Below are 24,711 nucleotides of genomic sequence, written 5' to 3'. Positions count from 1 at the left end.
CCGGGCGGCCCGAACCCGCCCCTCCGAACGCTCGCCGCTGTTGGACACGTAGTCAACTCCCGTACAGGGACGTGACGGAAGAAGCATGCACATGTCGGCGTGTGTTCACCGCCCGGCCGCGAGGGCCACGACACCGCCGGGGCAGGGCGGTCAGCAGATCGCGCCGGGCCGGACCGCGGTGGCCTTCAGGAGGTCGCGCACCAGATCGAAGTCGATCCGCTCGGGCTTCCTGAACCGCAGACACCCCTTGCCCATGTCCTGCCCCGCGAGCCGCTCCGTGAAGGCGTCGCGGACGTCGCCGCGCATGAGGTAGAAGGAGATGTACTGCTTCTGGCTGGCGAAGGCGATCTCGGCGCTGCCGTCCCGCTCGTAGACCGGCATGCCGTACGCCATCGACTCCGTGAAGCCGACCAGTTCCTCCCGGCACAGCTCGCGCAGCCGCCGCAGCGTCTCCTGCCGGGGCGCGGGCACCTCGGCCAGGTATCCGTCGACGTCTTCAGCGTTGCTCTGGACCATACGACGAGCCTACCGACGCACAGCGACACATGAACATCACGTTGCCGCCGAGCCCCTGGCCGGCCGGCCCGCGGACACGGTCCGGTACTGTCCGGGCGGCGTCGGAGGAACGGGGAGCCCGGTGGACTGGACGGTGTGGGCGGGCCTGGTCGCCGGGCTGCTGATCGCGGTGGTGACCGCGCCGGCCGGCGTGTCCGGGGCGGTGTTCCTGCTGCCGGTCCATCTGAGCGTCTTCGGCGTACCGAACCCGGCGATCACTCCGACGAACCTCCTGTACAACGTGGTGGCCGGACCCGGCGCCCTGTGGCGCTACCGCCGCGACGGCACACTGCGCGGCCCGCTGACCCGGCGGCTGATCGCCGGCACGCTGCCGGGAGTCGTCCTCGGCGCCGCGATCCGCGTCTACGCCCTCCCGGGCCCGGAGGTCTTCCAGTTGCTGGTCGCGGTCCTCCTGCTGCCTCTCGGACTCTGGCTGTGCGCCCGCACGCTCGCCCCCGCACGCCGCACCCCGACCCCCGCCGTCTCACCGGCGGAGCCGCGCCCGGCCGTGCTCACCACGCTGGCCGTGGGGGTGGGGGTGTTCGGCGGGATCTACGGCATCGGCGGCGGCTCGCTGCTCGGGCCGATCCTGGCCGCCCGCGGCCTGCCCATGAGCCGGGTGGCACCGGCCGCGCTCGCCGCCACGTTCGCCACCTCCCTCGTCGGCGCCGCCGCGTACGTGGTGCTGTCCCTGGCCAGCTCCGGTGACGTCGCCCCCGACTGGTGGCTCGGCCTGGCGTGCGGCCTCGGCGGACTGGTCGGCGGCTATCTCGGCGCCCGCCTCCAGCCTCGCCTGCCCGAGAAGGCCCTGCGTCTGCTGCTCGGCGTACTCGCCGCCGCGATCGGCGCCTTCTACGCCGCCCGGACCATCGGAGCCCTCTGATGCGGCCCGGCACCCGGGGCCTGACTATTGGGAAACTTTCCTAACAACGTATTGACCGTGCCCTGCCAAGCCCTGAAGCTGAGAACGTCCGTTGGCCGCACTGCCACGCTGCTGCGGGTGCTCGACACCGCGGCCGGTGCCGCGATTCCGCAGCCCGGGCGGGGCTGATCACCCCACCGCACCCCTCCCGGGAAGTGAGTTGACGTGCAGAGATCCACACACCCGACCCTCCGACGCCTACGCCCCGGACTGATCAGCACGATGGTGGTCGCCGCCCTCGGGTCGGCCGCCCTGCTGGTCCCTCCCCCGGCCACCGCCGCCACCGAGCGCACAGCGGCCACCGACCGCGCACGCGTCCCCGACCGCGCCGACGTCCCCGACCGCGCGGCGGCGCCCGTCCGCTACGAAGCCGAGTCCGCCGCCGTGTCCCAGGGCGTGGTGGAGGCCAACCACGCCGGCTTCTCCGGCACCGGGTTCGTCAACGGCGACAACGTGGCGGGCAGTCATGTGGAGTTCACCGTGAACGCCGCGAGCGCCGGTACGGCGGTGCTCGCGATCCGGTACGCCAACGGGACCACCACGGACCGCCCGGCGACCATCTCCGTCAACGGCGCGGTGGTCGCGGCCGCCCGTTCGTTCCCGTCCACCGGTTCATGGAGCGGCTGGACGACAGCCACCGTGACCGCCCCCGTCACGGCCGGGAACAACAAGATCCGGCTGACCTCCACCACCGCGGCAGGCCTGCCCAATCTGGATCACCTGGACGTCGAACTCACCGCTCCGGTCTCCGACTACCAGGCCGAGGACGCCGCCATCGGGCAGGGCGCCGTGGCGACCAACCACACGGGCTACACCGGCAGCGGATTCGTCGACTACACCAACATCGCCGGTTCGTACGTGGAGTTCACGGTGAGCGCCGCGACGGCGGGCAGTGCCTCGCTCGCCCTCCAGTACGCCAACGGAACGACGGCCACCCGCCCCCTGGACATCTCCGTCAACGGCACGGTGGTCGCGTCCGGCGTCACGTTCCCGTCCACGGGCAGCTGGGACACCTGGACGGCGAAGACCGTGAACGCCGTGCTCCAGGCCGGTACGAACAAGGTCCGGGCCACCGCGACCAGTGCCGACGGCGGCCCGAACCTCGACCGGCTGCGGGTCGGCACCGCGGCCGACACCACGCCCCCGACCCGACCCGGCACACCGAGCTGCTCCGCCGCCGGCCCGAACGGGCTGACCCTCACGTGGGGCGCCGCCACCGACGACGTGGCCGTCAGCGCGTACGACATCTACGAGCGCGGCAACAAGCTCGCCGAGGCGCCGGGCGACACCACCGCCAAGGCCCTCACCGGACTCGCCCCGGGCACCACGTACAACCTGACCGTGATCGCGCGTGACGCGTCCGGCAACGCCTCCCCGGCGAGCCCGGCCGTCGACTGCGCCACCACACCCGGCACCGATCCGCTGCCGAGCCGGCCGGGCACCCCCACCGTCTCCGCCGTCACCTCCACCGGGGCCACCCTGACGTGGGGCGCTGCCACGGACGACCAGGGTGTCGTGGCGTACGAGATCCGCAGCGGTGCGGCGGTCGTCGCCACCGTGACCGGCACCCCGCCGGTCACCACGAAGGCCGTGACGGGGCTCGCGTGCGACGCGCCGTTCAGCCTGACGGTGGTCGCCAAGGACACGGCGGGCGGCTACTCGGCAGCGTCCGATCCGGTCTCCTTCACGACCGGAGCGTGTGCCGACGACGGTGGCGTGCCCGGCTCCCCGGCGACGCTGTCCAGCGGCTGGACCATTCCCTGGGGCGTCCACTGGATGCCGGACGGCACGTCCGCCCTGGTGACGGAACGGGACAGCTTCAAGGTCTACAGGCTGACCCCGACCGGTACGAAGACACAGGTGGGCACGGTCCCCAACGTGGTGACCACGGACGGCGAGGGCGGTCTGCTCGGCGTGGCCGTCGACCCCGACTGGTCGACCAACCGCCACGTCTACCTCATGCACACCGCTTCCGAGGGCAACCGGATCGTGCGGATGACGTACAACGGCACCTCGCTCGGCGGCTACACCGTGCTGCTCCAGGGCATCAAGAAGAACCGCTTCCACAACGGCGGCCGGCTGGCCATCGGCCCGGACGGGTTCCTGTACGCCTCCACGGGTGACGGTCAGACGCCCGCGCTGGCCCAGGACAAGAACTCGCTCAACGGCAAGATCCTGCGGCTGACCACGGCGGGCGCTCCCGCCCCGGGCAACCCGTTCGGCAACTACGTGTACAGCCTGGGCCACCGCAATCCCCAGGGCCTGGCGTTCGACCGCGGCGGCCGTCTGTGGGAGGCGGAGTTCGGCGACGCCACGCGGGACGAGCTCAACCTCGTCAAGCCCGGGGCCAACTACGGCTGGCCCACCTGTGAGGGCACCTGCGGTGCGGCCGGCATGACCGACCCCAAGGCGTCCTGGCCGGTCGCGCAGGCATCGCCGAGCGGCATCGCGATCGTGCGCAACGTCGTCTACATGGCGAGCCTGCGGGGCGAGCGGATGTGGCGGATCCCGATCAACGGCGACACCGAGACGGTCGGCACACCGACCTCGTACTACGTCGGCAGCTACGGCCGTCTGCGTACGGTCACGAAGGTCCCGGGCGCCGACCGGCTCTGGCTGACGACGACCAACGCCGACAACAACGGCGGCGATCCCGACGGCTCCGACAAGATCTTCCGCATCGACGTCGGCTGACCGCCACCGCCACGGGTGTCACGACACCCCGACGGCGCCCGCACGAGGTGCGGGCGCCGTCGACAGCGGGTCGCCGTCAGGAGGGAGACAAGCCCGCCGGAGCGGGCCCGGGGCTCAGCCCCGGACGATGTTCTCCGCCTGCGGACCCTTCTGGCCCTGGGTGATGTCGAACGTCACGGCCTCGCCCTCGGTCAGCTCGCGGTACCCGTTGCCCGAGATGTTGGAGTAGTGGGCGAAGACGTCCGGTCCGCCGCCGTCCTGGGCGATGAAGCCGAAGCCCTTCTCGGAGTTGAACCACTTCACGGTGCCGCTGGCCATGCTCGTCCTTCTGGTCAGTCCGGCGACGGTCCGGGGTGGGACCGTCGCGGCGCCCTTCCACGGGTGCCACTCGGGTCTTCCCCCGACACATCCCCACCTACACCCACTGATCCGATCTTGTTACTCCGATGTGATGATCTTCCGGTCGGCCGGGACGTACGACTCCGGACCTCGCACCGGTGACCGGGGGTCAGATCCGGCCGTGCGAGTCCTTCGGGTGGCGGCAGCGGACGCGGGGGGAGCCCGTGCCGAGATCAGGTCCCGTGTCGTCGACGAAGGTGTTCACACAGGGCTCGTGGCCGTTGCCGCGGTAGCGCGGGCACAGGCAGAAGTGGGGAGTCGGGGGCGGTGCCAGCGCACCCCCGCAGCCGTCGCCCACGAACCAGTCGCGCTCCTCGGGCAGCAGCTCCGTGTCCGCCCTCCGCAGGATCGCCGCTGCCTCGCGTCGCGCGGCGACGACCACCGCCGCGGCTTCCGCCAGCGCCTTCGTCTGCTCACCGGTCCGCCGGTTCGGCTCCATGTTGTCGGACACCCACGTCCTCCTCCGAGTGGTCGGGCCACCGTCGTACCAGAAGGCCGACGCCCGGCCGGAGAGGGCACGCACGGGGTGCGCCGCACGCCCGACGGGGCTTCCGCCTATCGGAGCAGCCGGGAGGTGGGGGACCGCGTCGCCGATCAGATGGCAGCGGTGTCGGTGGGCGAAGGCGCACCATGAGGGCGGAGGACCATGAGCCCGTCCTCCAGGGTCGCCACCATGGCGAAGGGGAACCGGTCGAGTTCGAGGCAGAGGGCGACGTCATCGGGGTGGGCTCCCTCGCGCATGCCCTCCGTCAGCTCGGCGGCGGCGCGCGACGCGCCGGCGCGGAGGAGGAACTCGGCCGCGTCCGTCGCGCTCTCGGTCGCCCGACGAGCGATGTACTGCGCGCACGCCAGGTCTTCGTCGGCCCGGCCGTCCTCGCCCGTGACCACGAACGTGACGTCGTCGCCATCGCGTGCCCGCAGGATCCGAGCCGTCGCCTCCGCCACCACGAAGCCGGCGCACAGCACCAGCGACGCCTCCTTGACCGCGAGGGCGCCCACCGTCCCCGCCGTGGTCTTCTGCACGACGGTCCGTCCACCCAGGTCGACGGACCGCAGCAGCCCCGGCGAGTTGACGGCGTCGAAGCCGGGCGCGGGCGGGCCGTCCTTGAGCGCCACCCAGTCCGGGTGACGGGCCTTCAGCGCCAGGGCGTCGTCCAGCGACTCGGCGAGAACGATCTTCTCCGCGCCCCGGGCGAAGGCCCAGGCGGCCACCGTGTAAGCACGCATGACGTCGATCACGACCGCCACGGACGGGGCTTCGGAAAGCTCAGCGATACCAAGGAAACGAGCGTCCATCCGACCATGATCACGCATGCCCGACGCGAAGTGCCCCGACAGTGGCACGCATCACGCCGTCCGGTTCACCGGCCCGCGCCGGCTTCGAGACGCAGGCCGGCCGGGATCCGTCCGGTCGATCACGGTCGCAGACCGCAGACCGCCGACATACGGTATGCGTGGTCCGCCCCGCCGGCCCCACCCCGGCCCGTGTGTACGCCGCAACCGCAGTCCGACCCCACGGCGTTGGAACCCCGACGCGACAAGAGGAGTCCGCGATGGGAATGTACGAGGATGTCTTCCGCGCCAGTACGGAAGACCCCGAGACCTTCTGGCTCGACGCCGCCGAGGGCATCGACTGGGATGTCGTCCCGCGACGGGCCCTGGACTCCTCGGGCGCCCCCTTCTACCGCTGGTTTCCCGACGGACGACTCAACGTCTGCTTCAACGCGCTCGACCGGCACGTCGAAGCCGGTCGCGGCGACCAGCCCGCGCTCGTCTACGACTCCCCCGTCACCGACACCCGGCGTACCTACAGCTACACGCAGCTGAGGGACGAGGTGGCGGCTTTCGCCGGGGCGCTCGCCCAGCTCGGCGTGGGGCGTGGTGACCGGGTGGTGATCTACCTGCCGATGGTCCCGGAGGCCGCCATCGCGATGCTGGCCTGCGCCCGGATCGGCGCGGTCCACTCGGTCGTCTTCGGCGGGTTCGCCCCGCGCGAGCTCGCCCTCCGCATCGACGACGCCAAGCCCAAGGTGGTCGTCTCCGCCTCCTGCGGCATCGAGGGCAAGCGCGTCATCGCGTACAAGCCGCTGCTCGACCGGGCGATCGAACTCGCCGCCCACAGACCCGAGAAGAGCGTGATCCTGCAACGGCCGCAGGCGCCGGCCGAGTTGGGGCCCGACGACCTCGACTGGGCCGGCCTGGTGGCCGCCGCACCGCCGGCCGACTGCGTTCCCGTGTCCGCGACCGATCCGCTGTACGTCCTCTACACCTCCGGGACCACCGGAAAGCCCAAGGGAGTGGTGCGCGACTGCGGCGGCTACGCGGTCGCCCTGCAGTGGTCGATGGGCGCCGTGTACGACATCGGGCCGGGCGAGACCATGTTCACCGGATCCGACGTCGGCTGGGTCGTCGGTCATTCGTACATCGTCTACGGGCCCCTGCTGGCCGGTGCCACGACCGTCCTGTACGAGGGCAAGCCGGTCGGCACACCGGACGCGGGTCAGTTCTGGCGCGTCGCGGCCGACTACGGCGTCAAGACCATGTTCACGGCGCCCACCGCCTTCCGGGCGATCCGCAAGGAGGACCCGGAGGGAACACTCGCCGCGGACCACGACCTCTCCCGCCTGCGCTACCTCTTCCTCGCCGGCGAGCGTCTCGACCCCGAGACCTATCGCTGGGCGAGCGCCCTCCTGGACGTCCCGGTGATCGACCACTGGTGGCAGACCGAGACCGGCTGGCCCATCGTCGCCAACCCGGTAGGCATCGAAGCCGCCCCCGTCAAACCCGGCTCCCCCACCCGCCCGCTGCCCGGCTGGGACGTCCGCGTCCTCGACCCCTCGGGCAAGCCGGCCCCCGAGGGCGTCGACGGCGCGATCGTGGTCAGACTCCCCCTGCCGCCCGGAGCACTCCCCACCCTCTGGAACGACGACGACCGGTACGTCGCCTCCTACCTGTCCGCCTACGACGGCTACTACCTCACGGGTGACAGCGGGCACATCGACGACGACGGCTACGTCTTCGTCATGGGCCGCACCGACGACGTCATCAACGTCGCCGGACACCGGCTGTCCACGGGCAGCATGGAGGAGGCCCTGGCCGCCCACCCCGACGTCGCCGAGTGCGCGGTCATCGGTGTCGCCGACCCCCTCAAGGGACAGGTGCCGCGGGGCTTCGTCGTCCTGAAAGCCGGCGCCGGCCGCGAACCGGGCGAGGTCGAGGCCGAACTCGTCCAGCTCGTACGCGACCGGATCGGCGCCGTCGCCTCCCTCAAGGACGTGGCGGTCGTGGCCGCCCTGCCCAAGACCCGCTCGGGAAAGATCCTTCGCAAGACGATGCGGGGCATCGCCGACGGCCGCGACGAACCCATCCCGTCCACCGTCGACGACGCGAGCGTCATCGACGCGCTGCGCCCCGTTCTCCGACGCGGCGGTTCCCACGGTCCCGACGGCCGCACCCCGTGAAGGGATCTCAGCCGTTGTCGGGCCCCGTCGAGACGACGGCCTCCTGGTCCTCCCCGCTGCCGTGACTCACCGTCGTCCTCCCTGCTGTCCGGCTGACCGGCGGCCCGGCGGGGAGGCTACGCCGCTGCGGGTCGCGAGTACGGGGCGATCCGGGTGGGCCCGACGACCGTCATGGGGGTCCCCAGGCCTTCGCACAGGCGGCGGGCGCGGGCGAGCACGCTGAGCGAGGCCGGGGAGGGGTCCGAAGTGGGCAGCTGTATCCGGACGTGCCGCGGACCATGGGTGGCCAGGAGCATCTCGATGTGCAGCGTGACCGCCGCACGGCCGGTGACATCGAGGTCGCGCAGGAGGGTCACGTGCAGGACGCGATCCTCGAAGACATGGCTGATGAGCATGAACCCTCCTGCCACACGTCGGTCCACCCGCTGCCTCGGTCCTCTGTGGGCGAGAGGAGGCAAGGGGTGGTGAACCCAGTATCCGACAACCCTCCCGAAGCGGCGCGCGGGACGCCCGAGGGCAGGCCGCCACCCGGTCCGGAAGCCGCCTGCCCGGGGCCCCGAGCGGGAGGACCGGGGCGTGAGGTGGTGACCGGGCTCCTCCCATGTTTACGCGACACGAAAACGGCTAGCCGCGATACAGCAGACGTGACGCAAGAGAGGAGCACGACCGTGTCGGGTGAGGAAAAGATGAAGGCCAAGAAGGAACAGGCCAAGGGCAAGGTCGAGGAAGCGGCCGGCCGGACCGTCGGGAACGAGCGCCTCACGGCGAAAGGCCGCGCCGAGCAGATGAAGGGAGACGCTCGGCAGGCCAAGGAGAAGATCAAGGACACGATGAAGGACTGACACCGCCCGGTTCGCCATCCGCGGTGCAGCCTTCGCGGTACAGGGCGGGTTCGGACAAGGCTCCCGGTCTCCGGCCCGCCCTCGGCCCGTGCTTCAGCCGTTCATGAGGTGACGGGACACCCATACGCCGCCCGGTTTCGGGCCCGCTGCCCGTGCCGAACACGGCTCACCTCCAGAGAGCGAGGCACACCATGATCCTTGTCGGAGTCATTCTGCTCATCATCGGATTCGTCGCCGGCATCTCGATTCTGTGGACCATCGGGATCGTCCTGGTCGTCATCGGCGCCATCCTGTGGATCCTCGGAGCCGTCGGCCACGCGGTGGGAGGCCGACGCCACTACTGGTGACGTAGCCCCTCCCGGTCCTACCGTGGAGAGAGCAGCGAACCCCTGGAGCGCGCCATGCTCGACTCTCCGAGCGACGCAGGTGGGCCGATGGTGCCGGGCGCGACGCGCGCGCCGGACAGCCGATGACCGGCCGTCCCGCCGGGCGTTGGTCTCCGTTCGAGCGGACACGAAGCGTGATCCGCCGACTGCGCGCCGGGCACCGGTGGGGGCCGGTCAGCGAGCTTGACCTGTGGCAGCGTTCGCTGGGGTTCGCGGCGCTCGGATTCCTCACCCTGATACCGCTGCTGATCGTCGTGTCCGCGGCCGGGGCGGGCAGTGGCAAGGGGTTCGCGCAGTGGCTCGGCGACGGACTCGGGGTCTCGGAGCCCGCCAGGATGGAGATCGAGCGGCTGTTCGCGCTCCCCGGCCAGGTACGGCGGGCCACGACGGCGTTCGGCCTCGCCCTGCTCGCCGTGTTCGGGCTGTCGTTCGGCACCGTGGTGCAGAGCGGCTACGAGAAGGTCTGGGACCTGCCCCCGGCCCGCTGGCGGGCCAGATGGCGGCATGTGCTGTGGCTGGCCGTCCTCCTGGGGGTCCTGTATCTGCTCGCCATCGCCGCCTTCTGGCGCCAGGGCCCGACCGGGGGCGTCGTCACCGTGCTCAGCGGCATCCTGTTCTTCTGGTGGTCGCAGCGCCTGCTGCTCGGGGGCAGGATCGCGTGGAGGGACCTGCTGCCCGGTGCGGTGGCCACGGTGCTAGGGCTGCTGGGGCTCCGGGTGTTCTCCCGGCTCGTCTTCTCTCCGTTGATCGCGTCGAGTGCTGTCAGCTACGGGCCGTTCGGAGCGTTCCTGGTCATCCAGACCTGGCTCGTCGCGGTGGGCGTGGTCGTGTTCGGCGGCGCGCTGGCCGGCCGCCTGTTCGACGACGAGCTGCCCCGCGTGACAGACAGGCTGAAACGACGGAAGTGACCCCCGTCGGCGATCGCGGGCATGGGTCGCCGAGGCCGGGGCAGGCGGAGCACAGGCGGGCACGCAACCCGCCGCGTACGAAGCACGAGGCACGAAGTACGAAGCACGGAAAGGGAGGACGGCGGGGAACCACACGCCGTCCTCTGCCTACCGGAGGAGTTGTTTTCGCGTGACCGAGCACATCTGGAGCTACAAGTCGACCACGGGCCACCTGGCCGGGACCGATCTGACCGGCTACAAGGTCGAGGCGACCAACGGCGGCATCGGGAAGGTGGACAAGCACTCCGAGGAGGTCGATGACGCCTATCTGGTCGTGGACACCGGCCCCTGGATCTTCGGCAAGGAAGTCCTGCTGCCGGCCGGCACCGTCGTCCGCATCGACGTGGACGAGCGGAAGATCTTCGTCGACGGGTCCAAGGAGCAGATCAAGGACGCTCCCGAGTTCCACCGCGACACGCACCTGGACGACCCCGCCTACCGTCACGAGCTGGGCGCGTACTACATGCTGGGCGGCCCCTTCGGTAACCGCCTGGTCTGAACCCCCGCGCGACGGAGGGCCCGAACTCGACGAGTTCGGGCCCTCCGTCGTCTGCGCGTGGAGGCCGGTCCCGTCGACGTGACAACCGCTCACGCGCACGCCGTCCAGCTCAATCGACCTTTCAGACGGCCTGGTTGACAGAATTTGGCGTGTCAGGTGCATGACGTATCGGGTCGCTGGAGCATACCTTCGGAAGGCCCCGGAGGATCGGCGATCCGACCGCCCCAGGTCGACCGGTTCCAGTGCCGCTCCTCCCGCACTCTCGGTTCCGCCAGGTTCCGAGTCCCCCATGAGTGAAGGAGCAGCATGTCGCTCTACACATGGCTGAAGACGGCCGCCGTCGGCGTCGCCGTCGTCCTCGCCACGGCAACGGCCACAACGGCGAACGCCGCACCCGTGCCGACGGCGGAACCGTCGGCGGCGAGTACGTCGGCAGCAGTGGTGACACTTCGTTACGACGACAGCCGGGCCGGAGGCTGGGAGGCGGCCATCGCCGCCGGCGTCGCCTCGTGGAACGCGAACGTCGACAACGTCAAGCTGGTCGAGGCCGCGCCGGGCACCCGGGCGGAGATCGTGATCGTGGCGACCACCGGCTGGCCCCAGGCCACACTCGGGCCCGTCCGTCCCGGCAGGCAGGTCCGTGTCGAACTCGGGAGTCAGGCCGTGAGCCAGGGGTACGACAAGACCCGTATCGCCGCCCATGAACTCGGCCACAGCCTGGGCCTGCCGGACACGAAGCCCGGCCCGTGCTCGCAGCTGATGTCGGGGTCGAGCGCCGGTACGGCGTGCGTGAACGCGATCCCCAACGCGACCGAACAGGCCCGGGTGGAGTCCGCCTACGCCAACGGCGCCGCCTCGCGCATCGCCACGGACGGCCGAACCATCGTGGACGCCCCGTAACGCCGTAACCCCGTAGCCCGTAGTCCGTAGCCCCGTCGCCGGAGCCGTAACCGAAGCTCCGCAACCGGAGCCCCGAAAGGCAGGGCGCCCGATCGGAGTCCACGATCGGGCGCCCTGCCGTCGCCGTACCGCAGAACCCCGTTGTGGCCGCCGTGGACAACGCAGTACCGTCCGGAAGTTCACGGCGGAGTTCGAATGGCAGGCACGGTTTGACGTACACGACAGAGCTGACAGAAGCCTGCATCGAGGATGCGAGCAACATCCTGGTCGCGCCTTCGACGCTGCGGGACCATGACGTGATCAGGGACTTCTTCGGGTCCACGATCACGCCGGAGGACCTGGCCTCCGGTGCGCCCGGCCTCGTGCGGAGGAGGACCGTCTACCTGTGCGGCGACGTATCCGGGATCAGCGGCCGTCAACTACAGGGGGCAGCACGGGTGTTCGTCATCCGGGAGCTGTCACGCGGTGACGACGAGGACGTCGACGCCCCTTGGACCCTCGTCGACCTCGGCCGGGTGCCCGTCCGCGTACACGGCGCCGGCGTGTACTACCGCCGCTTCTTCGACCTCGACGCCGATCACTTCGGACGGATCGGTGCGGAGCACGCCTTCCAGTCCCTGACGGAGTCCACCAAGCCCGGGACAGCCCATCGCAGCGGAATCTATCTGACGCCCGTCACCCAAGACGGCGACGCACTGCGCTTCCGTCTGCTCCGGTGCTCCACGAACCTCTCGGGGCCGACCGAGGGCTTCCGCCCGACCGACACGGACATCGTCGAGGCTCTGAACCGCGAGGCAGCCGCCGTCTTCCGGAACCAGGCACCGCTCAATCACGTCCTCGCCCAGATCTACCACAACACCCTTGCCACGGCCGAGCGCAAGCAGTCCAAGGCGAAGATCTCGGCCCATGCCGACAAGACCAAGGACATGCCCGTCAACGGCATCATGGCCTTCTGCACGTTCTATGACGGGCTCGACGGACTGCGGCCCCTGGCCGAAGACCCGTTCGACCACGGCGTGAAGGGCACCAGCGGACTGACCAGACTCCACTTTCGCCTCAAGGAGCAGACCGAGGACGGCGACGGGACCGCGCTCGCGCTCCCCCCGCAGTTCGGCGTGACGCTGTACCCCGGCTCCGTCTTCTTCATGCCGCTGTCCACCAACCGCCTGTATACGCACGAGATCCGGCCCTCGACGTTGGACGCCGAGTTGCTCCCGACCCGCCTGGGATACGTGGTGCGCTGTTCGAGCACCGAAGCCGTTCACAAGAACGGACACACGTTCCTCGACGTGGCCGGAGACCTGGTGAAGATGGAGCCACCCCACGAGGACGGGATGAACGAGCTGCGCAGGCTGTACGGCGAGGAGAACAGGACCTCGTCCTTCATCGACTACGGCGACAGGTTTCTCTTCAGCATGAACACGGGAGACTATCTTGCCCCCCGCGTCTAGGATTTCGGACGAGATCCTCTCGTACGCTGTGCCGGGCGAAGAGAACCTCTTCGCGGAGCTGTCCGCGTCGGCTCTCCTGGAGGACGTGGGAAGAGGCCGGCGAGGCGCCACGCTCACCCAGGCCGACGGGGCGGTGGGTGTGCCTCTCGTACGCACGACGACGCGGTACGGCAGCCCGGCGCAGCGCTTCCGGGCGGTGCACGAGCGGCTGGCGCGGCAGATCCAGGAACGTGCGGCGCTCCCGGTCGGCTTCAACAACGCCCTCATCGAGACGTACACGAACGCGTACACCACGATGGGCAGCCATTCCGACCAGGCCCTCGATCTGGCCGACGAGTCGTTCATCGCCGTCTTCTCCTGTTACCGGCATCCCGAAGCGGGCCCGCCGAGGAAGCTGATCTTCGAATCGAAGGGGTCCGCCGGCGAGACGTTCGAGGTCCCGCTCGCCCACCACAGCGTCGTCGCGTTCTCTGTCGACGCGAATCGGCGATTCAGGCACAAGATCGTACTGGACAAGCCGGTACCGGCGGCGGACAACCAGTGGTTGGGCGTGACCTTTCGAACGTCGAAGACCTTGGTCCGGTTCCGCGACGGACGGGCATACCTCCCGCAGGGTGCGCGCCTCGTGTCGGCCGACGAGGAGCAGCGGCACGAGTTCTACCGACTCAGACGCCGTGAGAACAACGAAACGGACTTCGTCTATCCCCCGCTGACGTACACGATCAGCGAGAGCGATCTGATGCCGCCCGTCTGAAGTCGAGCTCTCACACCGGGTCTTCGGCCACCCGGTACGGGACGAACGTGCTGGTGTTCTCGTCCACGGCGAGCGGGCGGCCCAGGGGCGGAACCGCGCGTTGGGGGCAGTCGAGGCGTTCGCAGAGCCGGCACCCCATGCCGATCGGGGTGGCCGCCCCGGCGTTGTCGAGGTCGATCCCGTCCGAGTACACCAGCCGGGACGCGTGCCGGATCTCGCAGCCGAGGCCGATCGCGAAGGTCTTGCCGGGCTCGCCCCAGCCGCCCCGGTGCCGGGTGACCGCTCGGGCCGTCCACAGGTACCGCTGCCCGTCGGGCATGGCGGCGACCTGGACGTGGATCCGGCCGGGCGCGGCGAAGGCCTCGTACACGTTCCAGAGCGGGCAGGTGCCGCCCGCGCGGGAGAAGTGGAATCCGGTCGCGGACTGCCGCTTGGACATGTTCCCCGCCCGGTCGACGCGGACGAAGGAGAAGGGGACCCCGCGCAGCCTGGGGCGTTGCAGGGTGCTCAGCCGGTGGCAGACCGTCTCGTAGCCGAGACCGAAGTGGTCGATGAGTCGCTCGATGTCGTAGCGGAACTCCTCGGCGGCCGTGTGGAAGGCGCGGTACGGGAGGATCAGCGCGGCGGCGAAGTAGTTGGCGATGCCGATCCGGGCCAGGCCGTGCGGGGTGGAGCCGGCCGGGAAGTCCTCGGCGGCGATCCGGTCGAGCTCGGCCCCGTACTCGAGGAGCGCCAGCTGCGTGGCCATCCGGAAGGCCTGCTGGCCGGGCCGCAGCCGTGCGGAGAGGTGGAGCACGCGCCCGGATTCGTCGTAGTGGTGCAGTCGCTCGGACCCGGCCGCCGCGTCCCCGACGACCCGTACGCCGTGCCGGTCCGCGAGCCGGGCGGAGAGGGCGTGGACGACTTCTCCGGGCCGGATGCCGATGCCGCGGGCCAGCTCTTCGGCGGCGAGGTCGGTCTCGTGGAGGTAGTTCTGGCGGCGGTAGAAGAACTCGCGGATCTCCTCGTGCGGCGAGAGGGGGCCGCCCCGGTCCCCGTCCCGGCCGTCCGCCACCCCGGCCAGGCCCTCGGCGAGCCGCTGCCCGCGGCGCCCGAGGTCGAGCAGGACCTGGGCGACGGCCGGCATGCGGGAGGCGAGCTCGGCCAGGTCGGTGGCCGAGACGCGGGCCTCGGCGACCTCGCCGGCCAGCGCTTCGCGCAGGTCCGCGACCAGACGGCTGGTGTCGCGCTCCGAGAAGAAACCGGGATCGACGCCGAAGGCCTCGGTCAGCCGCAACAGGACCGGCACGGTCAGCGGGCGTGAGTCGTGCTCCATCTGGTTCAGATAGCTGGGCGAGATGGCCAGTACGCGGGCCAGTTCGGCCTGGCTCATCCGCCGTTCCTCACGCAGCCGCCGCAGCCGCGCACCCGCATACGTCTTGCTCACCCGACCCCCCTCGACTCCCTCGACTCCCGGCTCACACTACGCCGGGATCCGAGCTGGGCGACCTTCGCAGACTTGGCAAATCAGCCCGAGAAGATTCGCAGAAGTTGGCAGTCGTCCACGGTTGATGGCACCCAGTGTCATTGGGAGAGTCGTCCTGCGGCCCGCCGATCCAGTCGGCGCAGGCGGTACCACCGGGCGCGACTCATGCCCTGACGTCGGCGATCCCGGCGGGTACCAGTCGGCGGTTCGGCACGATTGCTCAGTTCGTTCCACGCGGGACGGCGGGCCGCACCCCATCGACGGCACACAGTGCCAAGCCTTTGCACCTTTGACGTGCACGGCCCGCTCGAACGACTCATGGAGACGGTGACGGTCATGGCAGACACGAACACGACGGCAGCGGCGACGACGGAGCCGTCGGCCGCCGCGGCGAAGCTGGCCGCACGCTGGGCGACGGACCCCCGCTGGGCCGGCATCGAGCGCACGTACGGCGCGGAGGACGTCGTACGCCTCTCGGGCAGCGTCCGCGAGGAGCACACCCTGGCCCGGCGCGGCGCCGAGCGGCTCTGGCGTCAGCTGCACGAGCGGGACTACGTCCACGCGCTCGGCGCGCTGACCGGCGGGCAGGCCGTGCAGCAGGTCCGGGCCGGCCTCCAGGCGATCTACCTGTCGGGCTGGCAGGTCGCCGCCGACGCCAACCAGGCGGGGCACACGTACCCCGACCAGAGCCTCTACCCGGTCAACTCCGTTCCCCAGGTGGTCCGTCGGATCAACAACGCACTGCTGCGCGCCGATCAGATCGCCACCGCCGAGGGCGGCTCGACCGCTTCGGCCGACGAGGGCATCGACTGGCTCGCGCCGATCGTCGCCGACGCCGAGGCCGGCTTCGGCGGCCCGCTCAACGCCTTCGAGCTGACCAAGGCGATGATCGCGGCGGGCGCGGCCGGTATCCACTACGAGGACCAGCTGGCCTCCGAGAAGAAGTGCGGCCACCTCGGCGGCAAGGTCCTCGTGCCCACCGCGCAGCACATCCGGACCCTCAACGCGGCCCGGCTCGCGGCGGACATCGCCGACACCCCGACCCTGATCATCGCCCGCACGGACGCCCTCGCGGCGAACCTGCTGACCAGCGACGTCGACGAGCGCGACGCGCGGTTCACGACCGGCGAGCGCACCGCCGAGGGCTTCTACCGCGTCCAGAACGGCATGGCGCACGTCATCGCCCGTGGCCTCGCCTACGCCCCGTACGCCGATCTCATCTGGGTCGAGACGGGCACCCCCGACCTGGCGCAGGCCCGGGAGTTCGCCGAGGCGATCCACGCCCGGTACCCGGACCAGATGCTGGCGTACAACTGCTCGCCGTCCTTCAACTGGAAGGCGGCACTCGACGACGACCAGATCGCCAAGTTCCAGCGGGAGCTGGGCGCGATGGGCTACCGCTTCCAGTTCATCACCCTGGCCGGCTTCCACTCCCTCAACCACGGCATGTTCGACCTCGCCCGCGGCTACGCGGAGCACGGGATGACGGCGTACGTCGACCTCCAGGAGCGGGAGTTCGCCGCGCAGGCGCAGGGCTTCACCGCGGTGAAGCACCAGCGCGAGGTCGGCACCGGCTACTTCGACCTGGTGTCCACCGCGGTCAACCCGGCCTCTTCGACCACCGCGCTGGCCGGCTCCACCGAGGAGGAGCAGTTCCACTAGGACGCCCTCCGGCGCCCGACCGGATCGCGCCTCCGGACGAACGGGGGCGAGCGACCGTCGCCGCCCGCCCCCGTTCCCCCTCGCAGCTCAGGAGAGTTCGATGACCACCAGCGCCCCGACCCGTCACGTCCGTGTCCTGGCCGCCCCGGGTGACCGCCACGACGAGATCCTCACCCCGGCAGCCCTGGACTTCGTCGGCAGGCTCGCCGCCGCCTTCGGCGAGCGCCGCCAGTGGCTCCTGAAGGAGCGCCGCCGGCAGGCCATCCGGCTCGCCACCGGCTCGCCGCTCGACTTCCCGGTCGCCACCTCGGCCGTCCGCGCCGACCGGACCTGGAGGGTCGGCCCGCCCGCCCCCGGCCTGACCGACCGCCGTGTCGAGATCACCGGCCCGCCCGAGCGCCGGATGGCGGTCAACGCGCTCAACTCCGGAGCCCGCGTGTGGATGGCGGACTTCGAGGACGCCACCGCGCCCACGTGGGACAACGTCATCGAGGGTCAGCTCGTCCTGCTCGACGCCATCGAGCGGCGGATCGACTTCACCGCCGACGGCGGCAAGGAGTACCGCCTCGGCGAGAACCTCGCCACGATCATGGTCCGGCCGCGCGGCTGGCACCTCGACGAGGAGCACCTGGACTTCGACGGCCGTCCGGTCCCGGCTTCCCTGGTCGACTTCGGGCTCTACTTCTTCCACTGCGCCCAGCGGCAGATCGACGCCGGGTACGGCCCGTACTTCTACCTCCCCAAGCTGGAGAACCACTACGAGGCCCGGCTCTGGAACGACGTGTTCGTCCTGGCCCAGGAACTCCTCGGCATCCCCCGGGGCACCGTCCGCGCCACCGTCCTCATCGAGACGATCACCGCCGCGTTCCAGATGGAGGAGATCCTCCACGAGCTCCGCGAGCACAGCGCCGGCCTCAACGCCGGGCGCTGGGACTACCTGTTCAGCCTCATCAAGACCTTCGGCCACCGGACCGACTTCCTGCTCCCCGACCGGGCGAAGGTCACCATGACCGCCCCGTTCATGCGCGCCTACACCGATCTCCTGGTCCGCACCTGCCACCGGCGCGGCGCCCATGCCATCGGTGGCATGGCCGCTCAGGTGCCCGGCAAGGACCCGGCCGCGCACGAGGCGGCCCTCGCCAAGGTGAGGCTCGACAAGGAGCGGGAGGCCGAGGACGGCTTCGACGGCTCCTGGGTCGCGCACCCGGGGCTCGTCCCGGTCTGCCGCGCTGTCTTCGACGGCGTACTGGGTGACCGGCCCGAGCAGCTCCATCGGACCCGGGACGACGTGGAGACCACGGCCACGGACCTTCTCTCCGTGCGCCGGATCAGTGGCCCGCCGACGGAGGAGGGCGTGCGGACCAACATCGCCGTGTCGCTGCGCTACTTCGACGCCTGGCTGCGCGGACAGGGAGCCGTCGCCCTCCGCGGCCTGATGGAGGACGCCGCCACGGCCGAGATCGCCCGCGTCCAGATCTGGCAGTGGCTGCGCCACCGCGTGATCGACCGGGAAGCCGTGCTCCTGGTGCTCGACGAGGAGCTGGCCGGGCTCTGCGCGGAGTACCCGTGGGCCGCACTCGACGAGGTCCGCGAGCTGTTCGAGAGGACCGCGCTCGCGGCCGAGCTGCCGCTGTTCTTCACCCCGGAGGCGTACACCCGCCACCTCGTCCGCACCACGACCGCGGAGAGGCAGGCATGAGCGCCGCGGGCAGGGCCGCACGCACGGGCGCTGCGGGCATCGCCGCGGGCATGAGCGCCGCGAGCATCCGCCGCGCCGGCGTCGTCGGCGGCGGCCTGATGGGCGCCGGTATCGCCGAGGTATGCGCGCGGGCGGGGCTCGACACCCTGCTCTGCGAGGCGAGCCGCCCGGCGGCGGCGAAGGCCCGGGAGCGGATCGCCGTCTCCCTCGAACGCGCCGTGCAGCGCGGCAAGCTCGACCGCCCCTCGGCCGAGGCCGCCCTCGCACGGGTCACCGTCACCGCGGAGCTCACCGATCTCGCCGACCGGCAGCTGGTCGTCGAGGCCGTCACCGAGGACGCCGACGCCAAGACGGAGGTGTTCGCCGCCCTCGACAAGATCGTCGACGATCCGGCGGCCATCCTGGCCACGAACACCTCCTCCCTCCCCGTGATGCGTCTGGGCATGGCCACCGGCCGCGCCGACCGGGTCGTCGGGCTCCACTTCTTCAACCCCGTTCCCGTGCTGCCGCTCGTGGAGGTCGTCACCACCCTGCACACCTCGGCCGACGTCACGTCGGCCGTGACCGAGTTCGCCACCCACGTCCTCGGCAAGACGGTCATCCACTCCGGGGACCGGGCCGGCTTCGTCGTCAACGCCCTGCTCGTCCCCTACCTGCTCTCCGCGATCCGCATGACCGAGTCCGGCTTCGCCACCACCACGGACGTCGACCGCGGCATGGAACTGGGCTGTGCCCACCCGATGGGCCCGCTGAGGCTCGCCGACCTGATCGGCCTCGACACCGTCGCCGCCATCGCCGAATCCCTCTACGAGGAGTTCAAGGAACCCCTGTACGCCCCGCCGCCCCTGCTCCTGCGGATGGTGGAGGCGGGGCTGCTCGGCCGCAAGACGGGGCGCGGGTTCCACACGTACCACCGGGAGGAGAGACCCGGTAGCACGGGCTGAGGGGCCCGGGCGGCGCGGGAGGCACCGGGTGAGGGTCCGGTGCCGTGCGCGTGCGGGAGGGCGGGAGGCGTGGAGGCTTCCCGCCCTCCCGTCGTCAGTCCCTGCCCAGCTCCTCCGCGTACTCGCTGAGCTCACTCTCCTGATCCCAGGTCACGTGCCGGACCTCCCAGATCAGCGCCGCCGTGTCGACCACCTCGGGGGCGGGTTCCCGGCCGTCCGCCGACGGGTGGACGCCGGTCAGCCCGGCCAGGACGGCGACCGGCACGCCGAGGGTCGCGGCGAAGCCGTCCAGCATCTCCGCGTCGAGCGGCTTGGCGCCTCGCCCCACCGCGCCGATCGTCGAAGCCGCCTTGCAGACACCGGACATCAGGCACATCGCCTTGGCCGTCCCCGACCAGTTCAGGTTGCGGAGGGCCAGCATCCGGAGGAGGAGCGAGCCGAAGCCCGGTGGGTACTGCTCGTACGGGCGGGGCTGCCACGGGGCGAGCGTGCCCGTCGGCGCGGTCAGGGAGCGTGCGCGGGTGCGCAGCAGCCGACGACCGGACGCGGGCAGCGCGAGAGAGCGCGACACCAGGGAGCTGGAGGCGCCGGCCGTCTCGTCGAAGAGCCACGCGGTCCCGGGCAGGGGGATGTCCGCGACGAGCAGGAGGTCGTGGGCGCGCAGCCCGGTCCGCCGCGCGAGGCCGTCGAGGAACTCCTCGGTGGGGGGCCACTCGGCCGGGAGGCCGACCGCGCCGGCCAGGCGCGCCAGACGTACGTCGGGTTCGGGATAGGGCGAGGTTTCCATGGCCACCAGGGCTTCGGTCGGAGGTGCGGTGGACGGTGTTCGGTCGTGCGTGGGTCCTGCCGGGGACGGTCTCCAGGAGACCGTCCCCGGGACAGTCATGCACCCGGTCGGGGAATCTTGGGGCCGGGGTAGTACTTCCATGCCTTCTCGGGGAACAGCCAGCCGTGCCCGAGGAAGGCCGCGCGAGTGACCTCCTTCAGAGGAGTGAACCCCTCCCTGTCCAACGGCATGTAGTGCCCGGAGAAGTTCTCGATCCGGGTGAACACACCGCCGGGAGCCACGTCCAGCTCGCCCGCCATGAGTACGGGCTTGCGTTCGCCCAGCGAGGTGTGACCCCCGCCGGGGTTGACGGCACGTATGTCGTCCACGTGCGCGGCGCGCAGCGAACCGTCCAGGCGGACGACGAAGATGTACTCGCCGGGGCGCAGGAACGCACCGAACGGTTCCCCGATGTCCGCCGGGACGTCGCCCTGCGGCTCGTCGTCGACGCCGGGGCGGAACGGCACCCAGATGTACGGACCGCAGCCGAGGTCGGCGTCGTCCGCGGCGGCCGACTGGAGCCGGCTGCCGCTGCCGGTACGGAGCATCCCGCTGCGCGCGCTGCCGGGGAGAGCGGTACCGGCGGCGGTGGCCCTTTCGAGGGTCTTGCCTCCCTTGCCGCCCTTGCCTCCGCCCTTGCCGTCGTCGGTCAGGCACTTGGTGGCCTTCTTGGCCCGCTCCAGCGCCTTGTCGTACTTCTTGAGCTTCTTCTTCGCGTCGGCGACCTTGTCGAGGAACGCGCCGATCCCCCAGATCGCCTTGGTGATCTTCGGGAGCTTCGAGCCGAGCTTGAGTAGCTTGCCCACCGGCAGCACGGAGATGATCGCCCACAGACAGGTGGGGATGTCCGGGTCCTCGATGCAGGCCATGATGTCCTCGGCGAACATCTCGACCAGCAGCTCACCCCCGTTCTCGATCAGGTAGTCGAGGATGTCCTGCCCCGACAGCTCCAGGGCCGTCCGGTACTCCTCCTCGGTCAGCCCCGCCTCGGCGAGGGCCTTCTTCACGGTGTCCGCGTCGGCATCGACCGGGGGCGGCACCTGCCCCCTGGCCGCTTCCTCACGGGACTTGCGCTGCTCTTCGCGCTGGAACTCCTCGGCCCTCTTGGCCGCCTCGTCGGCCTCCTTGGCATACGTGCCGGCGTTCTTCGCCGCCGTCTCGGCCGAGGTGGCGTACTCCTCCGCCGAGGTCGCCAGCTTCGCGGCGTCGGCGGCGTCCTTGGCCGCCTGCTCGGCGGCCGCCTCCGCGGTGGCCGCCTCCTTCTCGGCCAGCGTCGCGGCATGGCCGGCCGCGATGGCCTGCCTCTCCGCCTCGGTGGCGGCGTCGCGTGCCCGCTGGGCTTCGGCCTCCGCCTGCGTGGCGGCGGTCCGGGCGGCCGCCGCGTCGGCGAAGGCCTGGTTGGCCGCCTCGCGGGCGAGCCGGGCGTCGCCCTGGGCCTGGGTGTCGGCCTGGGTGGCGCGGACGGCGGCGGCTCTTGCCTTGGCGCCGTCCTCGGCGGCCTGCGCCGAGGACCTGATCGCGGCGGCGGCGGAGCGCGCGGCGTCCGCCGAGGAGCGTGCTGCCGCGGCGGCGGCCTTGAACGCGGGTGCGACCTGGGCGTTGGCGTTCCTGGCCGCCGTCTCGGCCGCCTCGGCGGCCTTGACCGCCTCGGTCGCCCTTGCTTCGGCCTTGGCCGCCTCCTCAAGACCGAGCTGCTGTGCCGCCTTGGCCACCTCGGTCGCGAAGTCGGCGCCCACGTCGGTGCCGGCGAACGGAGCGGTGAGGGCGATGGCGGTGTTCGCCGGGTCCGCGATGCCCGCGGCGGTGGTGCGTGCGGAGACCGCGGCCTGAAGGGCGATACCCGCCTGCACGCGCGCCATGCCGGCTTCGCGGGTGGCTCCCTCGGCCTCCTCGCGCGTGCGGTTCGCGGACTGCAGCGCCTGGTTGGCGTGGATCGCCGCGAGGCCCGCGAGGCGCGAGGCCTCGTGCGCGGCGATACCCGCGCGGGCCTCCTGCGCGGTGGCCTCGGCCGCCTTGGCGCCGGCCCGGTTCGCGGCCGCGTGGGTGGCCGCCGCCTCCGATTCGGCCCGGTTCGCCGCCGCGTCGGCGGCGCGGGCGGCCGCCTCGGCGGTATTGGCCGCCGCGTTCGCCCGCGAGGCATGCGCGTTCGCCTCCTGGGCGGCCGCGCGAGCCCGGCCGGCCGCGCCGTCGGCCTCGATGGCCGCCTGCCGCGACCGTGTCGCCGCCGCCGACGACCCGTCCGCGGCGGTTCGCGCCCGTGCGGCCGCCGTGCCCGCCGCGTTGGCCGCGCCGCGGGCCTCGGTGGCCGCCGCTCGCGCGGTCTCCGCGTGCTCGGTGCCGGCGGAGGCGGCTGCCAGTGCCTCGTTGGCCTTGGCCCTGGCTTCCTCCGCCTTGTGCAGCCGCTCGGCCTCGTTCGCGTTGTTCCGTGCGGTGCGGGCCTTGGACTCCTCCCCGCGCGCCTTGCGGTCCGCCTCGGCGGCGATGCCCTCCTGGGTCTGCGCGCGTGCCCGCTTCTCCGCCGCCGTCGCGGCAGCGGCCTGGGCATCGGCGCGCTTGGCCGACGCGATGCGCTGCTCGGCCTCCGCGCGCGCCCGGGCGGCGGTGGCCTTGTCCCGCTCCTGCTCCGCGCGTACGCGCGCGGCGGCGGCCAACTGCCGCTCCCGCTCCGCGATCCCGCGCTGCTCGGCCGCCACCTTCGCCTGCTGCTGCGCCTCGATCCGGGCGTCGCGGGTGCGCTGCGCGTGGGCCCAGGCCGACGTCTCGGCCGCTTCGGCCTCGATCCGTGCCCGACGCGACGTGGCCGCCGCGTCCGCCGCGATCTTCGCCTGCTTGGCCGCGGCGGCCGCGAGACCGGCTGCCGCCTTGGCGTGCTGCTCGGTGTTGGCGCGCCATGCCTTGGCCTGCTTCTCGTGCAGCTCGGCCTGGTTCTGCGCGTTGAGGCCGGCCGCGTCGGCGGCGGTGGCGTCGACCGCGTGCTGGGCGGTCTGCGCGGCCCGCAGTGCGGCGTCGGACGCGGCGGCGATGCCGGCGGCGATGTCGGCCCACTGGGTGCCGTACGTCAGGCCGGTCTCCACCAGGATCTCGGCCTGGACCTTCGCCTGCCCCGACGCGACCTGGGCCTGCTTGGCTGCGGTGTCGGCGAAGCCCACCTGGCGGGCTACGTCCTTCTTCACCTCCGTGTAGTCCGAAAGGCGCTTGCCCGCTCGGTCCGCCGCGAGCAACCGGTCGGCGTTGCGCGAGGCCGCGGCTGCCAGGCTCATGGCGTTGGAGGAGTTCTTGAGGGCCCGGACCGCGTCGCCGTGAACGGCGATCAGCTTCGTACGGGCCTCGGCGGCGCGGGCGGAATTCTCGGCCAGCTTGCGCAGCCGCTCCGCCGCCTCCAGGGCGTCCTTCTGCGCCTTCTCCTGTGCGGCCCGGTCGTCGGCGTCCTTCCGCGCCGCGACCAGATAGCCCTTCTCGAGGAACTCGGCGATCAGCTTGTCGTCGGCGGTGGCGAGCGCCACCTGCGCGGCGCGCTTGACCTCTGGTCCGCCGATCGCGGCGAGCATCTCCACCCGCTTGCGGTTCTCGGCCGCGCGCTGCCGTTCGTTCTGCTCGGTGGCCTTGTCCCGCTGCCGGGCGATCTCGGCGCCGAAGGCCAGGAAGTCCGCGCGGTCCCGAGCGGTGCCGTTCAGTACGCGCTGGACCTCGGCGTTGAAGTACGGCCCGCCCGTGCCCCGCAATGCCTCGATCTTCTGCCGGTTCTCGACGTCGGCCGCGTTCCGCTTGTCCCGGGCCCGCTGGCGGGCCTCGGCCTCGCCGCGCTCCAGGAAGTCCCGGATCGCGTTCGGATCCGTGCTGTCGAGCGCCTTCCTCGCAGCCTCGCGGACTTCCTCCTCATCGTCGAACTGCGCGTAGTCCTCGACCAGTTGACGGTCACGTTCGTCGCTGATCCGGTCGAGTTCGGTGCGGGTGTCCGCCGGTGGTGTGGCTCGCGCCTCGGCCAGTGCCGCATTCCCCCGCTGCACGACGTCCCAGGCGCGGGCGTCGAGGGCCGCGCCGGCCGGCGCTCCGGCGGCGGGTGCCGCGGACGCCTGTCCTGTCAGACCCGCGAGCAGCGCCGTGGCCAGCGCCAGGGACACCGCCCTGGCTGCGACGGCCCGGGCACGGCCGGGCCGTCTTCCGGCCCTCGGCCGGAAGGTCTCTCCCATGAGAAATATCCCCCTGAAGTATGTGAAATCCGGGATGGATCGGGAACAGAGAAACGGGTGCTCCGCCCTTCCCGAGGAGGGCGGAGCACCCGGGTGACGCGGCGAGAGCACCGGC

21 protein-coding genes are annotated in these 24,711 nt (G+C 71.6%); 13 read left to right on the top strand and 8 right to left on the bottom strand.

The features are described from left to right. Positions 1–150 precede the first annotated feature (150 nt). On the bottom strand, positions 151–516 hold the full coding sequence (locus tag E0F75_RS22445; RefSeq protein WP_187624335.1) for an iron chaperone: 366 nt from the start codon (positions 514–516) through the stop codon (positions 151–153). A gap of 121 nt (positions 517–637) precedes the next feature. Between E0F75_RS22445 and E0F75_RS22440 the strand changes: the two genes are divergently transcribed. Both E0F75_RS22440 and E0F75_RS22435 read left to right on the top strand, forming a co-directional pair. Beyond that, positions 638–1,438: a sulfite exporter TauE/SafE family protein gene (locus tag E0F75_RS22440; RefSeq protein ID WP_187624334.1), complete on the top strand. Its 801-nt coding sequence runs from the start codon at positions 638–640 to the stop codon at positions 1,436–1,438. A 204-nt stretch (positions 1,439–1,642) separates the two neighbouring features. Continuing rightward, entirely contained in the window at positions 1,643–4,171 is a 2,529-nt protein-coding gene (locus E0F75_RS22435) for a PQQ-dependent sugar dehydrogenase (RefSeq protein ID WP_229312789.1), read from the top strand. A gap of 114 nt (positions 4,172–4,285) precedes the next feature. Here the strand turns inward: E0F75_RS22435 and E0F75_RS22430 are convergent, their stop codons facing one another. The 3 genes from E0F75_RS22430 to E0F75_RS22420 form a co-directional block, all read right to left on the bottom strand. Beyond that, complete coding sequence (locus E0F75_RS22430; RefSeq protein WP_030213732.1) at positions 4,286–4,489, bottom strand: cold-shock protein; 204 nt, start codon at positions 4,487–4,489, stop codon at positions 4,286–4,288. A 190-nt stretch (positions 4,490–4,679) separates the two neighbouring features. Beyond that, positions 4,680–5,021 (bottom strand): DUF6422 family protein, encoded by a 342-nt coding sequence (locus E0F75_RS22425; RefSeq protein ID WP_187624333.1) that lies wholly within the window; start codon positions 5,019–5,021, stop codon positions 4,680–4,682. 143 nt (positions 5,022–5,164) lie between these two features. Next, on the bottom strand, positions 5,165–5,866 hold the full coding sequence (locus tag E0F75_RS22420) for a 2-phosphosulfolactate phosphatase (protein ID WP_187624332.1): 702 nt from the start codon (positions 5,864–5,866) through the stop codon (positions 5,165–5,167). A gap of 257 nt (positions 5,867–6,123) precedes the next feature. Here E0F75_RS22420 and E0F75_RS22415 point away from each other — a divergent pair, with 257 nt between their 5' ends. Next, the gene (locus E0F75_RS22415) at positions 6,124–8,031 is read left to right on the top strand and encodes a propionyl-CoA synthetase (RefSeq protein ID WP_187624331.1); all 1,908 of its coding nucleotides are present in this window, start codon (positions 6,124–6,126) and stop codon (positions 8,029–8,031) included. 116 nt (positions 8,032–8,147) lie between these two features. Here the strand turns inward: E0F75_RS22415 and E0F75_RS22410 are convergent, their stop codons facing one another. After that, the gene (locus tag E0F75_RS22410) at positions 8,148–8,426 is read right to left on the bottom strand and encodes a hypothetical protein (protein ID WP_187624330.1); all 279 of its coding nucleotides are present in this window, start codon (positions 8,424–8,426) and stop codon (positions 8,148–8,150) included. A gap of 291 nt (positions 8,427–8,717) precedes the next feature. On the opposite strand from E0F75_RS22410, the gene E0F75_RS22405 reads away from it, so the two are divergent. The 7 genes from E0F75_RS22405 (at position 8,718) to E0F75_RS22375 (ending at position 13,810) form a co-directional block, all read left to right on the top strand. Then, complete coding sequence (locus E0F75_RS22405; protein ID WP_194481514.1) at positions 8,718–8,873, top strand: CsbD family protein; 156 nt, start codon at positions 8,718–8,720, stop codon at positions 8,871–8,873. A 191-nt stretch (positions 8,874–9,064) separates the two neighbouring features. Further along, the gene (locus E0F75_RS22400; RefSeq protein ID WP_187624328.1) at positions 9,065–9,220 is read left to right on the top strand and encodes a DUF6131 family protein; all 156 of its coding nucleotides are present in this window, start codon (positions 9,065–9,067) and stop codon (positions 9,218–9,220) included. Positions 9,221–9,342: 122 nt separating this feature from the next. Continuing rightward, positions 9,343–10,167 carry a YhjD/YihY/BrkB family envelope integrity protein gene (locus E0F75_RS22395; protein ID WP_187624327.1) on the top strand — a complete coding sequence of 275 codons (825 nt, stop codon included), beginning with the start codon at positions 9,343–9,345 and terminating at the stop codon, positions 10,165–10,167. Between the two features lie 169 nt (positions 10,168–10,336). After that, on the top strand, positions 10,337–10,705 hold the full coding sequence (locus E0F75_RS22390) for a PRC-barrel domain-containing protein (protein ID WP_187624326.1): 369 nt from the start codon (positions 10,337–10,339) through the stop codon (positions 10,703–10,705). A 306-nt stretch (positions 10,706–11,011) separates the two neighbouring features. Next, the gene (locus E0F75_RS22385) at positions 11,012–11,605 is read left to right on the top strand and encodes a snapalysin family zinc-dependent metalloprotease (protein WP_187624325.1); all 594 of its coding nucleotides are present in this window, start codon (positions 11,012–11,014) and stop codon (positions 11,603–11,605) included. 209 nt (positions 11,606–11,814) lie between these two features. Then, the gene (locus tag E0F75_RS22380) at positions 11,815–13,056 is read left to right on the top strand and encodes a hypothetical protein (protein ID WP_187624324.1); all 1,242 of its coding nucleotides are present in this window, start codon (positions 11,815–11,817) and stop codon (positions 13,054–13,056) included. Beyond that, on the top strand, positions 13,040–13,810 hold the full coding sequence (locus E0F75_RS22375) for an alpha-ketoglutarate-dependent dioxygenase AlkB (RefSeq protein WP_187624323.1): 771 nt from the start codon (positions 13,040–13,042) through the stop codon (positions 13,808–13,810). The genes E0F75_RS22380 and E0F75_RS22375 overlap by 17 nt, the downstream gene beginning before the upstream one ends. A gap of 10 nt (positions 13,811–13,820) precedes the next feature. Here the strand turns inward: E0F75_RS22375 and E0F75_RS22370 are convergent, their stop codons facing one another. Further along, the gene (locus tag E0F75_RS22370) at positions 13,821–15,236 is read right to left on the bottom strand and encodes a short-chain fatty acyl-CoA regulator family protein (RefSeq protein ID WP_187624322.1); all 1,416 of its coding nucleotides are present in this window, start codon (positions 15,234–15,236) and stop codon (positions 13,821–13,823) included. Positions 15,237–15,611: 375 nt separating this feature from the next. On the opposite strand from E0F75_RS22370, the gene aceA reads away from it, so the two are divergent. From aceA to E0F75_RS22355, 3 genes are all read left to right on the top strand, one after another. Next, entirely contained in the window at positions 15,612–16,937 is a 1,326-nt protein-coding gene (aceA, locus tag E0F75_RS22365; RefSeq protein WP_187624321.1) for an isocitrate lyase, read from the top strand. 100 nt (positions 16,938–17,037) lie between these two features. After that, a complete protein-coding gene (aceB, locus tag E0F75_RS22360) occupies positions 17,038–18,636 on the top strand; it encodes a malate synthase A (protein WP_187624320.1) in 1,599 nt (532 codons plus the stop codon). Between the two features lie 50 nt (positions 18,637–18,686). Continuing rightward, the gene (locus E0F75_RS22355) at positions 18,687–19,580 is read left to right on the top strand and encodes a 3-hydroxybutyryl-CoA dehydrogenase (protein WP_187624393.1); all 894 of its coding nucleotides are present in this window, start codon (positions 18,687–18,689) and stop codon (positions 19,578–19,580) included. A 94-nt stretch (positions 19,581–19,674) separates the two neighbouring features. Here the strand turns inward: E0F75_RS22355 and E0F75_RS22350 are convergent, their stop codons facing one another. Further along, positions 19,675–20,367 (bottom strand): hypothetical protein, encoded by a 693-nt coding sequence (locus tag E0F75_RS22350; protein ID WP_229312788.1) that lies wholly within the window; start codon positions 20,365–20,367, stop codon positions 19,675–19,677. 95 nt (positions 20,368–20,462) lie between these two features. Continuing rightward, positions 20,463–24,596, bottom strand: a complete 4,134-nt coding sequence (locus tag E0F75_RS22345) for a hypothetical protein (RefSeq protein WP_187624318.1) — start codon at positions 24,594–24,596, stop codon at positions 20,463–20,465. Between the last annotated feature and the right edge of the window lie 115 nt (positions 24,597–24,711).

It is taken from the genome of Streptomyces sp. CB02980 (assembly GCF_014451325.2).
Lineage (GTDB): Bacteria > Actinomycetota > Actinomycetes > Streptomycetales > Streptomycetaceae > Streptomyces.
The sequence above is the reverse complement of the archived record's forward strand: the minus strand, read 5'-3'. Positions and strand labels throughout refer to the sequence as shown.

What these genes read in the sequence shown, in the direction of transcription:
- E0F75_RS22385 (WP_187624325.1), top strand. Translation starts at nt 11,012, where the DNA reads ATGTCGCTCTACACATGGCTGAAGACGGCCGCCGTCGGCGTCGCCGTC.
- aceA (WP_187624321.1), top strand. Translation starts at nt 15,612, where the DNA reads ATGGCAGACACGAACACGACGGCAGCGGCGACGACGGAGCCGTCGGCC.
- aceB (WP_187624320.1), top strand. Translation starts at nt 17,038, where the DNA reads ATGACCACCAGCGCCCCGACCCGTCACGTCCGTGTCCTGGCCGCCCCG.
- E0F75_RS22410 (WP_187624330.1), bottom strand. Translation starts at nt 8,426, where the DNA reads ATGCTCATCAGCCATGTCTTCGAGGATCGCGTCCTGCACGTGACCCTC.
- E0F75_RS22345 (WP_187624318.1), bottom strand. Translation starts at nt 24,596, where the DNA reads ATGGGAGAGACCTTCCGGCCGAGGGCCGGAAGACGGCCCGGCCGTGCC.
- E0F75_RS22350 (WP_229312788.1), bottom strand. Translation starts at nt 20,367, where the DNA reads ATGGAAACCTCGCCCTATCCCGAACCCGACGTACGTCTGGCGCGCCTG.
- E0F75_RS22415 (WP_187624331.1), top strand. Translation starts at nt 6,124, where the DNA reads ATGGGAATGTACGAGGATGTCTTCCGCGCCAGTACGGAAGACCCCGAG.
- E0F75_RS22445 (WP_187624335.1), bottom strand. Translation starts at nt 516, where the DNA reads ATGGTCCAGAGCAACGCTGAAGACGTCGACGGATACCTGGCCGAGGTG.
- E0F75_RS22430 (WP_030213732.1), bottom strand. Translation starts at nt 4,489, where the DNA reads ATGGCCAGCGGCACCGTGAAGTGGTTCAACTCCGAGAAGGGCTTCGGC.
- E0F75_RS22420 (WP_187624332.1), bottom strand. Translation starts at nt 5,866, where the DNA reads ATGGACGCTCGTTTCCTTGGTATCGCTGAGCTTTCCGAAGCCCCGTCC.
- E0F75_RS22405 (WP_194481514.1), top strand. Translation starts at nt 8,718, where the DNA reads ATGAAGGCCAAGAAGGAACAGGCCAAGGGCAAGGTCGAGGAAGCGGCC.
- E0F75_RS22400 (WP_187624328.1), top strand. Translation starts at nt 9,065, where the DNA reads ATGATCCTTGTCGGAGTCATTCTGCTCATCATCGGATTCGTCGCCGGC.
- E0F75_RS22355 (WP_187624393.1), top strand. Translation starts at nt 18,687, where the DNA reads ATGAGCGCCGCGAGCATCCGCCGCGCCGGCGTCGTCGGCGGCGGCCTG.
- E0F75_RS22395 (WP_187624327.1), top strand. Translation starts at nt 9,343, where the DNA reads ATGACCGGCCGTCCCGCCGGGCGTTGGTCTCCGTTCGAGCGGACACGA.